We start from the raw sequence: 16,631 nt of genomic DNA on the forward strand, positions 1-16,631 counted from the left end.
ATTGTATGGCCGTCAAGCACTCGCGGTTCGACCGTTTTCTGTTAACGATCATCGGAATTTTTCTTACTCTTGCCGTCCTCATCGTCGTCGTGCCGCTGGTTTACATTGTCGTGGCTTCGTTTATGGATCCGACGGTGCTGCTGAGCAAGGGACTCTCGTTTAACTTGTCGGATTGGAGCCTCGAAGGCTACAAAAAAATTCTGTCCAATCCTGCGATGGTTCGAGGGTTCGGGAACGCCGTGTTTTATTCGGCAGCCTTTGCGTTTGTCACCGTAACCGTATCGGTCTGTGCCGGATATGCCCTTTCCGAAAATAGGCTCGCCGGCCGGCATGTATTCATGACCTTGTTTATCATCACGATGTTCTTCGGCGGCGGACTGATTCCTACATACCTGCTGGTAAGGGAGCTGGGCATGCTGAATACGGTATGGGCTGTCATCATACCTGGAGCCGTCAACGTGTGGAATATTATTTTGTCCAGAACCTTCTTCAAGGGCATCCCGAAGGAGCTGAAAGAGGCGGCCAATGTGGATGGAGCATCGGATAAGCGGATTTTCTTCGGAATCGTGCTGCCTTTATCGAAGCCGATCATTTTTGTCCTTGCCCTATATGCATTTGTCGGCCAGTGGAACGCATTCTTCGATGCCATGATCTACCTGGAGGATCCGAAGCTGCACCCGCTGCAGCTGGTGCTCCGGTCGATCCTGATCCAAAACCAGGCGGCTCCCGGCATGATCAACGACCAGCTTGCCATGGCAGAGCTGAAGCGGCTGTCCGAGATGATCAAGTACTCCGCGATTGTCATCTCAAGCCTTCCGCTGCTTGTCATGTACCCGTTCTTCCAGAAATACTTCGAGAAAGGCGTCATGGTCGGTTCCTTGAAATAGGCACCCCCTGAGCATAAATAGCAATGATATGGAGGTCATTCGAATGAAAAAGACAAGAACCCAAAGAACCGCAGGCAAGGTCATGTCGATATCGGCGCTCGCTGCGCTGCTGCTCCTTTCCGGCTGCGGCGGGGGCGGCAAGGCGGAGAGCGAATCGCCGGACGGGAAGGTAACGCTCAACTTCCTGACGCAAAGCTCGCCGCTCGCGCCGGCCGACCCGAACGACAAATTGATCAACAAGCGACTGGAGGAGAAGACGGGCATTCATATCAACTGGAAAAATTACACCAGCGACGTTTTTGCGGAGAAACGGAATTTGGCCGTAGCCAGCGGCGATCTCCCGGACGCGATCTTTGACGCCGGATACGGCGATTACGATCTGCTGAAGCTGGCCAAGGACGGGGTCATCATCCCCGTCGAGGATTTGATCGACCAGCATATGCCGAATTTCAAAAAGGTGCTGGAGCAAGCCCCGGAATACCGAAGTTTGATTACGGCACCGGATGGACATATTTATTCGTTTCCGTGGATCGAAGAGCTGGGATCCGGCAAGGAGCGCATTCAATCGGTCGATAACTTCCCGTGGATCAATGTCGAGTGGCTGAACAAGCTCGGGCTTGAGATGCCGACGACGACCGAGGAGTTGAAAGAGGTGCTGATCGCGTTCAAGACGCAGGACCCGAACGGAAACGGACAAGCGGATGAAATTCCGCTGTCGTTCATCAATAAGCCGGGCGGCGAGGATCTGACCTTCCTTTTTGCATCATTCGGGCTTGGAGAGAACTGGGATCATACCGTGGTCACCGACGATGGAAAGGTCGTCTTCACCGCAGCGGAAGAAGGCTATAAAGATGCCGTGAAGTTTGTGAATGAGCTGTACGAGGAAGGACTTATCGATATCGAAGCGTTCCAGCAGGATTGGAACACCTATCTCGCCAAAGGCAAAGACCATCGATACGGATTGTACTTCACTTGGGATAAAGCGAACATTACCGGCATGAACGATGCTTATGATCTGATGCCGCCGCTTGCCGGTCCGAGCGGGGAGAAGAATGTCACCCGCACGAACGGAATCGGTCTTGACCGCGGCCGAATGGTCATTACAAGCAGCAACAAGCATCTGGAAGAGACCGCTAAATGGGTCGATCAGCTGTATGAGCCGCTGCAGTCGGTACAGAACAACTGGGGGACATACGGAGACGATACGCAGCAGAATATCTTCGAGCTGGACGAGGAGAAGGGAATGCTGAAGCATCTTCCGCTTGAAGGAACCGCCCCGGTCGAACTGCGTCAAAAAACGAGCATTGCGGGGCCGCTCGCAATCCTCGACGAATATTACGGCAAATATACCACGATGCCGGATGACGCGGCATGGAGGCTGAAGCTGATGAAGGATGTCATGGTACCGCATATGAAAGCGGAGAATACGTATCCGAAGGTGTTCTTCTCCATCGAGGAGCTGGACCGGTTGTCCACCATCGAAACGGATTTATTCCCGTACCTGGAGAGAATGCGCACCGAATGGTACCAGAACGGAAAAATCGATCAGGAATGGGATGCTTATCTGAAGGAGCTGGACCGTCTTGGACTGCAGGAATGGCTGTCCATCAAACAGGCGGGATATGATCGCAGCACGAAATAAGGACTCAGCAGCCGTGCGGTTTCCGAATATGGCTCACGGCTGCTCTTTTATATGACTACAACTAAAGGAGCACAGATCATGTCAACGATTACACAGGATAACTACCGGGGCGTATATCATTTTTCCCCGAAGCAGAATTGGATGAACGATCCGAACGGGATGGTCTTTTTCAAGGGAGAGTACCATTTATTTTATCAGCATCATCCGTTCGGTACGACTTGGGGACCGATGCATTGGGGGCATGCGGTCAGCAAGGATTTGGTGGCATGGGAAGAGCTTCCGATCGCGCTCTTGCCCGATGAGCACGGCATGATATTTTCCGGCAGCGCCGTTGTCGATTGGCACAATACGACCGGGTTCTTCGATGACGAGCCGGGACTGGTTGCCATCTTTACGCATCATGTCGAAGCTGCCGGCGGCACCGAAGTCAAGCAGTACCAAAGCCTCGCTTACAGCAAAGACAGCGGGAGGACGTGGACGAAATATGCCGGAAATCCGGTACTGAAGCATGAGAGCTACGTTGACTTTCGCGATCCCAAGGTATTCTGGCATGAAGCGACGAAGAGATGGGTCATGATCGTGGCATGCGGACAGACGGTCTGCATCTTTACGTCTCCTGATTTGAAGGATTGGGCTTTTGGAAGCGAGTTCGGTGAAGGGATCGGATCCCACGACGGGGTATGGGAGTGTCCGGACCTGTTCCCGCTGCCGGTCGGCGAAGGGATGACGAAGTGGGTGATGCTCGTTAGCATCGGCGACAATCCGGCGTATGCCGAAGGCTCCCGAACGCAGTTTTTTACCGGTGAGTTCGACGGAGCGTGCTTTAAGCCCGATGAAGCGTCGGCTAGCCGGATCCGCTGGCTCGATCACGGACGGGATAATTACGCCGGCGTCAGCTGGTCGGATATCCCGGAAGCGGATGGCAGGCGTCTATTTATCGGCTGGATGAGCAACTGGAAGTATGCAAACCAGACACCGACTTCCGGCTATCGGGGGGCCATGACCACGGTACGCGAGCTGAAGCTGGAAGAACGCGACGGCGTGGCGGAACTGATTCAGCAGCCGGCGCGTGAGCTGGAGCGTTACCGGAGACCGGTTGTGTCCATTGAGCGGGCAGACGCAGCTACGGTGGCTGCAAAGCTGTCGAAGCTCCGGCTGGACAGCTATGAAATCCATGCGGTCATCAAAGCTGACAGCGCCATTGCGTTTAAAATAAGAATCGGGCCGGAGCAGGAGACGGTCATCGGGTACAACGGCCCGGCATCCGAGGTTTATGTGGATCGGTCCAGGTCCGGCATTTCGGATTTCCACCCCGCGTTTCCCGGAAGACACGCAGCGCAAATGAAAACCAAGGATGAGCATGTGGAGCTTCGGATATTGGTCGACCGTTCCTCCGTCGAAGTGTTTGCAGGCGGCGGTCAGATCGTCTTCACGGACCTGATCTATCCGGATAAAGCATCGATGAGCTTGACCGTAGAAGCGGGCGACGCCGAGCAAGCAGAAGTGATCCGATCTCTTCGTCTCTACGAATTGTCGTTGTAACACGCAAAAATATATAGCCAGGTTAGGAGCATGAAGATATGCGTATCGGAGCAATTGAGGCAGGAGGCACCAAGTTTCTCTGCGGCGTTGGCAATGAGCTTGGGATCATGGAGGATGTCGTCCATTTTCCGACAGAGCATCCGGATGTTACGCTGTCCCGCGTCATTTCCTACTTCAGCGAAAAAAATGTGGATGCGATCGGCATCGGCTCATTCGGCCCGATCGATTTGAAGCCCAGCAGCACTACATACGGGTTCGTGACAACGACGCCGAAGCAGGGCTGGGGACATTGCGACGTGCTCGGGAAACTGAAGAAACATTATGATGTGCCATACGGTTGGGATACGGACGTGAACGCGGCAGCCTACGGCGAAACGGTGTGGGGAGCGGCAAAAGGCCTGGGCAGCTGCGTTTATATAACGATCGGTACCGGCGTAGGGGTCGGCGTATATGCCGAAGGCAGGCTCGTCCATGGACTGGTTCATCCGGAAGGAGGCCATGTCCTGATAAGACGCCATCCTGACGATCAATATGCAGGGGCTTGTCCTTATCACGGAGATTGCTTCGAGGGCATGGCTGCCGGCCCGGCGATCGAAGCGCGCTGGGGCGTGAAAGGCGATCAGCTGCCGGCAGACCACCCGGCCTGGCCTATGGAAGCCTACTATATCGCCCAGGCCGTTGCAGGGATCATTTTGACGCATTCCCCGGAGAAGATCATTCTGGGCGGCGGCGTCATGCAGCAGGCCCATCTGTTTCCGCTGGTCCGTTCCGAAGTTCAACGGATATTAAACGGCTATGTGCAGGCGGATGAAATTATGAACCGGATCGAGGAATATATCATTCCACCCGGTTTGGGCTCTCAAGCCGGACTTTACGGTGCGCTGGCACTGGGATTAAAGGCGATTCAAGACCGCCGTTCCGCCGTTTAGCAGCGATTTCTTATGCGATGGCTGCTCTGCAGCCGCAGGGCAGCTTTCGTCATAGGGACGGGGAAGATTACGAAAAAGGAGTGCAAGATCATCAGCTGCGAATAGGGAAGTTTTAAATACAAGGTTGGATTTGGAGGGAGTATGATGAAATGGTTCGCAAAATTAATCCTGTCTCTAAGCTTGGCTGTCGTGATGGCTGCTTCGAGCGCTGCAATATCGTTCGGCGCTTCCAATTCGAGCTTGGATACCCATGCCAGTTTGGTTACCCAGCTGGACAGCGCAGCTTCGGAAGCTGCAGAAGGGAAAAGCGCGATGATTAATGAAAGCGCAATCAACTCGAATGTAACGGGATGGAAGCTGCATGGCAAAGGGCGGATGGAGGTAACAGGGGAGGGACTTCGGCTAACATCGGATCCGCAAGAGAATGTGATGGCCATATCGGAAACGGTCGCCGACGATTTTATTTATGAGGCCGATGTTATGGTAACGGATCCCCAGGCAGATGCCACCCTTCTGTTCCGCTCCGGTGAAGACGGGTGGAGCTCGTACATGCTGCAGCTCGCTCTCGGTGCCGGCGTTATCCGCCTGAAGGATGCTAGCGGCGGGGAAGGTGTCCTTAATGTCGAACGGAAGGTCGAAGCGAAACCGGGAGACATATACCATCTAAGAGTCAAAGCGGAAGGAACCCGGCTTCAGGTTTACTGGGGGCAGCAATATGAACCGGTCATTGATACGGAAGCCGCTGCGCATCGGACGGGCCGCCTCGGGCTGCACGTCTGGAACGGTTCAGCGCTGTTTCAAAACATCCGGGTCAGCGATATGTCTGGCAATACGTTGGAGCCCATCTCCTCCCAAGGATTATGGCAGCCGGATTTGAAGGGGCTCAAAGGCACGGGAGAGGACGGGCTGGAAGCCAAGAAAGTATTCCGGAACCATGAGGCGGATGTTGTGCTTGAAGGCGATCTGATCCTGAACGGGCAAGGCTCGGCCGGCTTATTATTCAGAAGCAATGCGCAGGGAACGGAAGGGTATGCCGCTGTTCTTCAGGGAGAGGGGGAGCGGGTAAGGGTCTATTTAAAAAAGGCCGACGGGACGATCCTTCACGAATCCCGTGTGACTTATCCGAGTCAACGGGAAAGCCGGCATCATCTGGAAGTAAAAGCGATCGGGGAACGGATTCAAATATTCGTAGACGGTTATGAGCCGGCTGCGATCGACATGGTCGATACGGCCTTCCCTAGCGGATATCACGGTGTTATGGCCAGCTCCGGAATCGCTTATTTTCAAGACGTTTATATAACGCCCTATGCCAGCTACTATACCGAGAAGTATCGGCCGCAGTATCATTACAGTCCGATTCGGGGCTCGGCAAGCGATCCGAACGGACTGGTATATTTTGAAGGGGAGTATCATCTCTTTCACCAGGACGGCGGACAGTGGGCGCATGCTGTCAGCCGGGATCTGATTCATTGGAAACGGCTGCCGATTGCCCTGCCATGGAATGATCTCGGTCATGTCTGGTCCGGCTCCGCGGTTGCCGATACAACGAACGCTTCGGGTTTGTTCGGAAGCTCCGGAGGCAAAGGACTGATCGCCTACTATACCTCCTACAATCCGGACCGGCATAACGGCAATCAAAAAATCGGTCTTGCGTACAGCACCGACCGCGGGCGGACTTGGAAGTACTCGGAAGAGCATCCCGTTGTCATTGAAAATCCGGGGAAGACCGGCGAGGATCCGGGCGGATGGGATTTCCGCGATCCGAAGGTCGTCCGGGATGAGGCCAATAATCGCTGGGTGATGGTTGTATCGGGCGGCGACCATATCCGGTTGTTCACCTCTACCAATCTGCTGAATTGGACCTTGACCGATCAATTCGGATACGGAGCTTACATCCGCGGAGGCGTATGGGAATGTCCGGACCTGTTTCAGCTTCCGGTCGAAGGGAGCAAAAAGCGCAAATGGGTGCTGATGATCAGCACCGGTGCCAATCCGAACACGCAGGGCTCCGATGCCGAATATTTCATCGGTGACTTGACGCCCGAAGGCAAATTCATTAACGACAATCCGGCAGGCACTGTCCTGAAGACGGATTGGGGCAAAGAATACTATGCATCGATGTCTTTCTCCGATATGCCGGACGGGCGAAGAATCATGCTGGCCTGGATGACCAATTGGGATTATCCGTTCAGCTTTCCGACAACGGGGTGGAAGGGGCAGCTGAGCATTCCGAGACAAGTGTCGCTTAAGGAGACGGAGGAGGGAATCCGGATGCATCAGACTCCGATTGAAGAGCTCGCTCAGCTCCGAAGCCCCGTTCTGCACATCACCAACCGCGAGGTGGGGACTTCCGGCGAAAATCTGCTCAAAGGGATCACATCAGGCGCTTATGAAATCGAGGCGGAGCTGGAGCTGCCGCCAACCGGAGCCGCCTCCGAATTTGGGTTCCGGCTGCGTGAAGGTGACGGGCAGAGGACGCTTGTCGGTTACCGCGCAGCCGGCAGCAAGATGTTCGTAGACCGCTCCGCATCCGGCATGACGGATTTCTCGGACTTGTTCTCTACGCTGCACGAAGCCCCGCTCAAGCCTGAAGGCAACCGGATCAAGCTGCGAATATTGGTGGATGAATCCTCGGTAGAAGTGTTCGGCAATGACGGCAGGGTCGTATTCTCCGATGTCATCTTCCCGGATCCGGCCAGCAGAGGCATGAGCTTTTACAGTGAGGGCGGGAAGGTGAAGGTGGTATCGCTTCAAGTCCATGCATTGCAGCATATTTGGAGGGAGGATGAGGCGAAAGAGCCGCGGGTCGTTATGGATACCGAGACGCTTGAGCTATCCTTGGGACAGACCAAACCGCTCTTTGCTTCCATTGATAACGGACAGGGTAAAGGGGCAGACGGGATCGTTTGGTCGTCGAGCGATCCAAAGGTTGCGGAGGTAACGTCATCTGGACATTCGAGCACGGTGATCGTGGCGAAAGGAGAGGGAACTGCTCTCATTACCGCCTCGACGCCGAACGGAAAAGTATCGTCCGGCACGCGCGTGAATGTGACCAGCGGTGTCTTTCATACGAACCTTACCGGTTGGAAGTCGGACGTCTCAGCATCCCGATGGGTGCTGACCAAGGACGGCATCCGGGGCGGCCATATCGGCGATGCCGCATATATGTCGGACATATCCGCAGGCAATTTTACGTATGAGGGAGAAATAAGGCTTGGAGACAGCGGGGGTGCCGGATCCCTTCTATTCCGTGCCAGTAGGGACGGTCGCAGCGGATATTATGTGAATCTCGATCCGAATCTCAAGGCGATCCGGCTGTTTTACAAGGTGGAGGGGAGGTTCGAGGAGCGCCAGGTGCTCGCAAGAAAGGCGTCGTTTCTTCAGTCGGGAAGAACGTATCGGATTAAAGTCGAGGCGAACGGACCGCATATCCGGGTAGAGGTGGATGGCCAGGAGCTCGCGGACTTGGAGGACGGCACATTTGCTGAAGGCCGCTTCGGCGTGCACGTGTTCGGCGGCCAAGCGGCTTTCCAGCATCTCTATGCCAGCCATATGTCGAATGCCGAGCTTGAAGTGACCAAGATTGAAAATGCCGCCATGCCCAAAGCGCTGCATGCGGATCGTTCCCAGAACGGGGAGCCGGTTACGGTGCAAGCCCCTGACGGATCGGAGCATCAGCAGTGGATGCTCGTTCCGGCAGGGAGCGGGACCTATTCGATTCGAACGCTCGAAGGGAAGGCGCTGGATTTGGACACGGGCCAAAATCGGCTTCAACTTTACAGCTACCTCGGATTCAACAACCAGCGCTGGAGGCTTGAACCCAATCAGGACGGAACCGTGGCCATTGTTTCTCTCCATAACGGGCAAGCGCTGGAAGTGTCGGAAGACGGCACGAAGCTCCAGCTTGGCGAACCGGCGGGGCAGCGCAGGCAAGCGTGGAGGCTGGAGACGCCGTAACTCAAATAGCAAGGAACATGAGGACGCCATGTCGAATAAGAAAAACATGTTCGTTTACTCCCTTCGGTATCCTGTAAGGAACGAATATAAATCAGGGCCGTTTCGAACGTTTACTAGTTAATCTAAACGGGGAAAATACGCAGCCAATGACAGGAGGGGCTATGATGCCATTTCCATTCGACTGTATTAGCGACTTCATGTTTTTTGAATCAGAGGTGGACCAATCCGATGTTATTTTAATACCAGGTGCCAGCCATCCTCAACTTATGGAAAGGGCTGCAATGTTATTTCATCAGGGCATCGCTCCATGTATCCTGCCTTCTGGCGGCTCCACGCCGCATGTCGAAACAACGGAATGGGAGTTTCTGAGAAATGTTGGAGTTTCACTAGGCGTTCCTCCAGAATCCATCCTGAAGGAAGATAAAGCAGCGAACACCTTTGAAAATGCGCGCTTGTCACTGGAAGTATTGCAGCAACATGGCATTCATCCCAGGAAGGTAGTACTGGTCTGTAAAAACTACCATGCTCGAAGAGCGCTTTTAACCTATCAATTTGTATTTCCAAGCGAGACGGTTTTTTATGTAAGCCCAGTGATCGACAAGACGGGGACTTCTAAAGACAACTGGCATCAAGATGAAGAAAAAATCAAATACGTAATGAACGAGCTTGAAAAAGTAGGGAAGTATTTCAGACCGGCTATATACCGACTGGGGTCGAGTAGAAGCAACAGTTAGAAGTTCAACGATCGGCAAACGGTCAAGGGGAAATGGATGCCCCGTTTCGAGAATCGAAGAGCAAAAAGCCCGGTACATTGCCGGGCTTTTTGTGTTCGAATACCGTTTATCTTTTTAAATAATCAACCATCCTCTGATGCAATTCAAGCTCGGAGCATTGGAAGATCCGGTTAAAATCATGAGGATTACGGATCACTTCGTTTAACGTATCGATTCCATATTGCTCAATCACAAATTCCACGAACCTATAGGAGAACTGAAATCCTTTCATCGTTTCGAAGTCCCAGGTATCGTTATTCAATTCATCAAAAGAAGGGATCTCCAGATTGCGGATCGCATCTTCTGTCGAGCCTTTGATAAAGTCTTCAGTCATCTGTTTGGCTTCATACCCGCCGATCCCCTGCCGTATCCATTTAGGAACCGAGGGATTGATTTCACTGATTAACCACATGGTGAACAAGTGGACGGTACTTTTCAAGATAGATTGATACGTATGCTTGGGTCCCGGGTTCAACGGAGATACGATTTTAAGAATATTCCCCTCATAAGTGCCCATAAACCAATTCGGCGCATCGGCTTCTCCTACTGCCCGATGGAAGGTTGGCAGATCGGGGTATATTTCAATGATTACTTTTCGCAATGGATCGTGATGGTATTTCGACGAGACTCGTTCAACATGGTTCCCGAGTTCAACGAACAAGTCATGATGCACCTTATTCAGACGCTGGTGCGTCCCCTCGCCGTCACCCTTATTGACAATGGAAATAAAATCTTGAATCGACATGATGGTGATGTCCCCCCATTCTTTCAGTTCTTTCCTTAGTTTTTCCAGAGAGCGGTACAATCTGTTCTTCACCGCGCTTTCACGCATGCCAACGATCTTGGCGATTTCAGGCAGCGTGCAGTCCACAAAAAAGCGTAATGCAATGATTTCTTGGTCGAGCTCATTACATGCTTTAAGCGCGGCTCCAATATCAATCCGAAAATCAACATATTTCGTAAATTCAAGGGAGATCGATTGTGATTCGAAAGCCGTAAAATCGAATGGAGCTTCTTTTTTGCGCGACAGTCTCCGATATTCGTTTTTTAACGTATTCTGGGCAATCTTGAAGATCCATGTGAATACATTAGAGCCGGCTCTAAAGTTGTGAAAATTTTCGACAGCCTTCAAAAAGACCTGCTGCGTCAAATCATCCGCGGCCATGGGGTTCAATTTCACCGAAAAGTAGGTGCGGATTCTTTGACGATACAGCTTATACGTGCTTTCAAAGCTTGTAATGCTAGCCTGCTTATCCGGATAAACAGACTTGGTGTCCTGAGCTCCTGACATTTTATAGAACCTCCTCTTGATTTACAATGAATTAGACACCGAAGAGAACCAAAAAGCCACGTACTTGCAAAAAAATATATGAATACATCGTTCCTATCCTTCATTGCCTGAATCATGACACGATCAGAAGATATGTCAAGATGGAAGGATGGTAAAACCAGTCGAACCAAGGTGATCGATCCAATCGGATGGGATGACGCTGGCCTAGGGATGTGATACTCTAGTAAAAGGGGAGATCGATCTCGTACGAAACTGCTAGAAAGCGAGAAAATAATCCTCAAGCTAAAGTGAAGCCATCATGCTTTGTATAGGAGTACTAAGGAGCTATCGCAAATGACAGATTTATTGATGTACGAGCGGGAGTATTGGCCCCGTTATTTACATATTGCAGGTGTTGATGAGGTCGGGCGCGGCTGTTTGTTCGGAGATGTTGTCGCTGCTGCCGTTATTTTGCCGGAGGGTCTTGTGATTGAGGGGATCAATGATTCTAAGAAGCTGAGCGCGAAGAAGCGGGATGCCCTCTATGAACAGATCATGGACCAGGCGCTGGCCGTAGGCATCGGGAGAGTGGATGCCGAGACGATCGATCGTATTAATATTAAGCAGGCCGCCCGGCTCGCGATGAAAATGGCCTTGGATCAGCTTGTTGTCACTCCCGAGTTCCTGCTTGTCGATGCCGAACGGGTCGATTGCGATATCCCGCAGCAGGCGATCATCAAGGGAGATGCGAACAGCCAGTCGATTGCGGCGGCTTCGATCATCGCCAAGGTGACCCGCGATCGGTTATGCGAAGGGGAATGGGAGGCACAGTACCCCGGATACGGGATTGCCGTACATAAAGGTTATGCCACGAAGACGCACCGGGAGCAGCTGCAGCTGCACGGACCTACGCCGATGCACCGAAGAAGCTTTCTGAAAAATATGGAGATCGAGCAATTATCGCTGTTCTAACTTTATCCCGCTAGCAGCCCGCCCTTGTCAAAAGGCGGGCTGCTGCCGATATAAATAGGAAAAGGAACGTTTGGAGGAACCATCGTGAACATCGGATCGTTGATACGCGGGCTGCTGGGAGAGCAGAAGCCGGGAGACGTCAAGGCGCTGGAGCTGAAACCGGGTCAGGTCGTTCGCGGAGTTGTAATGAATGTATCGGAAGACGGGCAGGAAGCCGTCGTACAAATTCAAGGGGTGCAGGTGAAGGCCAAGCTGGAGACTCCGCTGCGTGCCGGCGAAACGGCGCTGCTTCAGGTCCAGCCGCCGGGTGAAGGGGGAACCGCGGTTCTTAAACCGTTATCTCAAATGCCCGGCCAGCCGTTGTCGCCATCGTCTATGTCGGAGGTATTGGAATTCGCCGGACTCCCGGATACGAAAGAGAACCGGGAAATGATCCGCAGCATGCAGCAAGCGGGAGTCCCATTGACCAAGGAGCATATCGCTTCGTTTAAAGAAGCCATGATGGCTAAGCCTCCCCAAGTGCCCGCCGCGGAATGGGCGGAATCGGCGGCAATTGCGTTCCACCGCGGGCTGCCGGTTACCGCGGAGAGTGTGAGAGGACTGCATCAGGCGGTGTTCGGCCCGCAGCTGCATCAGCTGCTGCAAAGCCTCGAAGGGGAGCTTGCGCATGCGCTGCAGGGGGGGACCGCAGCCGGAGGGCCGGCCGGAGCAGGAAGCAGCCCTCTGGCGGCTCCGCCTGCAGCAATGCCAAGCCATACCCAAGGGCCGGAACCAGCGCCGAGCGCGCAAGCCGGGGCCGCCCAGGGCAGTGCGGCGGGCAGCGGAGTGCCAGCCGGGCAAACGCAGGCTGCCGGCCCGCAGGCTCTGCTGACGAAGCTGCAGAGCCTGCTGCACCAGCTGCGCGGCGAGCTTGCGCAGCTGCCGGCTCACGCGGCGCAGCCCGCAGGCGCGCCGGCCGCAGGCCATGCCGCCGCGCCTGCGGCAACGGCGGCAGCGCCGGGCGAAGGGGCCGCAGGCCCTTCGCCAAAGCCGCCCACCCCTGGCGCGGAGCCATGGGTGGGGCGGCTGTTGAAGCTGCTCGGTGCGGAGCACGAGCAGCAGGCCCTGCGCGGGGCAGGCAGCAGCCCCGCGGGAGAGGCGGCGCGCGCAGCGAGCGCCGCGCAGCCCGGCGGGCAGCAGGCGGCAGCGCTGCCCGGAAGCGGCGGCCCGGCCGCAGGCGGGTCCGCCGGGGCGGCCGGCCCTGCCGCCGGCGCCGTGGCCGGGCAAGCCCCCGCAGGCGCCGTGGCCGGGCAAGCCCCCGGCACCGGGGGGCTTGCTGCCGCTGCTCCAGGCGGGCAGGCACCTGCTGCTGCTAGCGCGGCAGCATCGCCCTCGGCAGCCCGGCCGGACAGCGGCGGCGTCGGCTTGGCCCCTGCAAGCCACCCGGCCGCATCGCAAGCCCCGGCGCCAGGCGTGAACGGTCAGGGGCCGGCCTCTAATAGGGTACAGGCATCTCCGCAGCTGCAGCCGCCCGCATCCGGGATCGCTGCAGCCGGAGCGGCCGGCGAATCGCCAGCGGCTCTGCAGGATTCGCTGAAAGGGGTGCTGCTGCAGGTGATCGCTAGTCCGGATGCCCCGCCTGCACTCAAAGAAGCGGCCCAACAAATCGTACAGCATTTGACGGGGCAGCAGCTTCTGCTGAATACGGACAGGACGGCTCCGTTTGCGCAAGTCACGATGTTCATTCCCCTGCACGGGCCGGGAGGCGAGCAGACCGCATCCGTCCATATCCAGTCGCGCAGGGGGCGCAAAGGAGAACTGGATGCAACCAACTGCCGGCTGCTGTTTGATCTGGATATGAAGCATCTGGGTCATACCTTGATCGATGTGCAGGTTGTTGACCGGATCGTCAGCTTGAGCTTCCGGAATAATCAGGAATGGACCGCAGAGCTGTTCCAGGCCATGAGGCAGGAGCTTGCCTCGGGCATCGCTTCGATCGGCTATCAGCTGCTGAGCGTCAAGACCGAGCCGATGCCGGAAGGACCGCAGCAGATCGGCGAACAGGCGGTGCAGGGCACCGCTGCGGATTATATGCCGCAGACCTATAAAGGGGTGGACATGCGGATATGAACGAGCAGCAAAATGGGCTTATCACGGCAAGAAAGAAAGCCGTCGCCCTTAAATATACGCCCGGAGAGAGCGATGCGCCGGTTGTCGTAGCCAAAGGACAGGGCAAGCTGGCAGAATCGATCCTTGAGAAGGCAAAAGAGCATGGCGTGCCGGTACAGGAAGACGCGGCGTTGGTTGAAATTTTGTCGAAGCTGGATTTGGATCAACAGATTCCGCCGGAGCTGTATCAACTGGTGGCAGAAGTGCTGACCTATATATATCGGGCGGATCGACAAGCCGGGGAAGGGGGAATGCCATAATGCCGCAGGCGGGAAAGGACAACCGAAGGCAAAAGGGAGCAGCCGCCGAGGAAGCCGCGGCCATCTGGCTGCAGGAGAAGGGCTATCGGGTGCTGGACCGGAATTGGCGATGCCGATTCGGCGAACTGGATATCGTTGCCGAATGGAAAGGTGCGCTTATCTTTATTGAAGTGCGCAGCCGAAGTGGAGCGCCGGGCTTTGGAATGCCGTCCGAGTCCGTGAATGCCCGTAAAATTGTGCAGGTTCGAAATACCGCGCAGCAGTATGTCCATTCCAAAAGGCTGCATGACTCCCCGGTTCGTTTTGATGTCATTTCGATCCTGCTTCGCGACGATATGACGGTAGATGCGCTGGAGCATATTCCGGATGCGTTTTAAGGGACCGTGGCCGAACGAGATAATGAAAGAGAAGGTGGTGGGTGGGGAAACCCGATCACCTTTTTGGCTTGCTCAAATCTACGTACTGTATCCAACAGCCTTCAACCTCTGGAATGGATCAGCGTTTTCCTGGAGAAGCCTCGGAGAGCATGGAGAGCATAGGAATGATCCGATATGCGGCTCAGCCATTGCCCTTTTTTAGGGTGAAAGCTGCAAATGGAATGGACCTTTTTCATGCTCCCGCTATCGTTAATGTGAATCCAAAGCGACCTTTCACCTGCAATTTGACCTATTGTTTAGATGATTGGTCCTGTTATACTTAAAGCCGTAATCACAAAGTGGGTAAAAATGATAGGTTGTATAATTTGATTCCAAAAATGGGGATTGGAGTAAAAGTGGAAAAGCGACGATTTCTTTTAACCTTTGGCCGGAATTTGGATCACAGTAATATCGACTACTTGGTAAAGAGCCGATTATCCAAGTATAAGGGCGGGATCCAGAAGGATTATTTTAACCCCATTCTTCATAAGGGGGCCGACGTGATTCTCAACTACCAGATCATCGATACGAACTTTGACCGAATCTCATCTAAATATTATTTGGATGACTATCATGTTACGGAAGCGCAGAAGAACGGGTTCCTGCTTACTTTGAAAAAGCTAAAGGGGACCCATGTCTGGTGCGATCCGAGAGTACAAGGCCATGCCTTTTGTGTAGTGGACGAAATCGAGTACAGTTTTTATGTCTATCGATCACTGGAAGGACAAGAATACCGGTTTCCCCAATATTACAGTGATGATGAAAATGCTGATCCTATTGTGCATCGTCAACTGCATAAAATGCCTGAAGAAGAACAATATTTGCAGTTTCCTTCCGATTGGAGTCGCGAGGTCAAGGATGAAATAACGATCAGATGGATTAACGTACTGATTAGCATGAAGTAAATAGTAGATGAGTAAGGCCCTGCAAAACCTCCCGGTAGTGCAGGGGGCTTTATTCCAAGCATGACTTCTTTGTCATGTTTACGGAGTTGAATCTTCACCGGCGGGGTCCACGACTCTAGATGAGCGGGATTTCGATCCTTGCTTGTTTGTTCAAAGCACTCGTCTCTGAGTCAAAATCCTATTCGAGCTCCATGTTCTTTTTCTTCGCAATCCCCTTCATTACTAATGCGCCGCATGAAGACGAAATCCTTTAATCATGATCCAAATGGGAAAAACGATTTCAAATATGGCCCCTGGAACGTACAGAACGGGTCCGATGTCTTGACCGATGATCGCCAGACAGCTGCTGGCCAACAAGGCGGCATACCCGATGAAACCGATGACTGACAAAAACCGCGGCACCAGCCTCGATCGATAGAGGACATGACAAAGCAGCAAGCTGCCCAAGCTCAGTACGATCATGGCTATTTGAAAGAGCATAGAATGCGCTTCTAGCAATACATTGCCTATCGTTTCAAAGTAAGGATGCATGGACGTACCTGCCGAAATGGAATGATGACTCAGTGCAATAAGTATAAACGGAGCGACTGTACTTATGATCAGCAGCACAGACTCAACGATTCGGGATCCGAAGTATCCGAGCGCAAACGGTTCGTTATGCTTCTTTAAAATGGGGTACAGAAGCATGGCAATCCCCATAACCGCTACGGCGTTGATCAATTCCAACAACGAGCCCATGACCACATTTATTCGGTCGGAATACAGATGCGTAAGAAAATCCGGGCGATGCAGCACAGGATCCAAAATTCCGCTCCCGATCATGTAAGCACACGTCGATACTAGAAACAAAGCCCCTGCAACCTTTGCCATTCTTTTCATGTTGATCTCCCCTTGGCTCATTTTATATGCAGTATAGCTCCAAGAGGAGTG

At 53.8% G+C, this 16,631-nt stretch carries 13 protein-coding genes; 11 read left to right on the plus strand and 2 right to left on the minus strand.

All coding sequences use genetic code 11. The features are described 5' to 3' along the window. Positions 1 to 5: 5 nt before the first annotated feature. The 6 genes from MKX76_RS03185 (at position 6) to MKX76_RS03210 (ending at position 9,691) form a co-directional block, all read left to right on the plus strand. A complete protein-coding gene (locus MKX76_RS03185) occupies positions 6 to 887 on the plus strand; it encodes a carbohydrate ABC transporter permease (protein ID WP_007132090.1) in 882 nt (293 codons plus the stop codon). A gap of 43 nt (positions 888 to 930) precedes the next feature. Continuing rightward, a complete protein-coding gene (locus MKX76_RS03190) occupies positions 931 to 2,529 on the plus strand; it encodes an ABC transporter substrate-binding protein (RefSeq protein ID WP_028406846.1) in 1,599 nt (532 codons plus the stop codon). A 78-nt stretch (positions 2,530 to 2,607) separates the two neighbouring features. After that, positions 2,608 to 4,071, plus strand: coding sequence for a glycoside hydrolase family 32 protein (locus MKX76_RS03195; RefSeq protein WP_213617091.1), 1,464 nt, complete (start codon positions 2,608 to 2,610; stop codon positions 4,069 to 4,071). Between the two features lie 38 nt (positions 4,072 to 4,109). After that, on the plus strand, positions 4,110 to 5,000 hold the full coding sequence (locus MKX76_RS03200) for an ROK family protein (protein WP_007132087.1): 891 nt from the start codon (positions 4,110 to 4,112) through the stop codon (positions 4,998 to 5,000). Positions 5,001 to 5,144: 144 nt separating this feature from the next. Beyond that, the gene (locus MKX76_RS03205; RefSeq protein WP_213617089.1) at positions 5,145 to 8,957 is read left to right on the plus strand and encodes a GH32 C-terminal domain-containing protein; all 3,813 of its coding nucleotides are present in this window, start codon (positions 5,145 to 5,147) and stop codon (positions 8,955 to 8,957) included. Between the two features lie 164 nt (positions 8,958 to 9,121). Continuing rightward, entirely contained in the window at positions 9,122 to 9,691 is a 570-nt protein-coding gene (locus MKX76_RS03210) for a YdcF family protein (RefSeq protein WP_144879740.1), read from the plus strand. Between the two features lie 106 nt (positions 9,692 to 9,797). On the opposite strand, the gene MKX76_RS03215 is transcribed toward MKX76_RS03210, so the two are convergent. Continuing rightward, the gene (locus tag MKX76_RS03215) at positions 9,798 to 11,021 is read right to left on the minus strand and encodes an RNA polymerase sigma factor (RefSeq protein ID WP_251537509.1); all 1,224 of its coding nucleotides are present in this window, start codon (positions 11,019 to 11,021) and stop codon (positions 9,798 to 9,800) included. A gap of 303 nt (positions 11,022 to 11,324) precedes the next feature. Between MKX76_RS03215 and MKX76_RS03220 the strand changes: the two genes are divergently transcribed. The 5 genes from MKX76_RS03220 (at position 11,325) to MKX76_RS03240 (ending at position 15,701) form a co-directional block, all read left to right on the plus strand. Beyond that, positions 11,325 to 11,972 carry a ribonuclease HII gene (locus tag MKX76_RS03220; protein WP_260985684.1) on the plus strand — a complete coding sequence of 216 codons (648 nt, stop codon included), beginning with the start codon at positions 11,325 to 11,327 and terminating at the stop codon, positions 11,970 to 11,972. 84 nt (positions 11,973 to 12,056) lie between these two features. Continuing rightward, a complete protein-coding gene (locus MKX76_RS03225) occupies positions 12,057 to 14,081 on the plus strand; it encodes a hypothetical protein (protein WP_341032974.1) in 2,025 nt (674 codons plus the stop codon). Continuing rightward, on the plus strand, positions 14,078 to 14,380 hold the full coding sequence (locus tag MKX76_RS03230; protein ID WP_213617085.1) for an EscU/YscU/HrcU family type III secretion system export apparatus switch protein: 303 nt from the start codon (positions 14,078 to 14,080) through the stop codon (positions 14,378 to 14,380). The genes MKX76_RS03225 and MKX76_RS03230 overlap by 4 nt, the downstream gene beginning before the upstream one ends. Continuing rightward, entirely contained in the window at positions 14,380 to 14,757 is a 378-nt protein-coding gene (locus tag MKX76_RS03235; protein WP_213617083.1) for a YraN family protein, read from the plus strand. Before MKX76_RS03230 ends, MKX76_RS03235 begins: the two co-directional genes overlap by 1 nt. 395 nt (positions 14,758 to 15,152) lie before the next feature. Next, complete coding sequence (locus MKX76_RS03240) at positions 15,153 to 15,701, plus strand: hypothetical protein (RefSeq protein ID WP_341032975.1); 549 nt, start codon at positions 15,153 to 15,155, stop codon at positions 15,699 to 15,701. Positions 15,702 to 15,923: 222 nt separating this feature from the next. Here MKX76_RS03240 and MKX76_RS03245 read toward each other — a convergent pair whose 3' ends face one another. Next, the gene (locus MKX76_RS03245) at positions 15,924 to 16,580 is read right to left on the minus strand and encodes a DUF4386 domain-containing protein (RefSeq protein WP_341032976.1); all 657 of its coding nucleotides are present in this window, start codon (positions 16,578 to 16,580) and stop codon (positions 15,924 to 15,926) included. Positions 16,581 to 16,631: the final 51 nt, after the last annotated feature.

The organism is Paenibacillus sp. FSL R5-0810 (assembly GCF_038002285.1).
Classification (GTDB): Bacteria; Bacillota; Bacilli; order Paenibacillales; family Paenibacillaceae; genus Paenibacillus_AQ; species Paenibacillus_AQ lactis.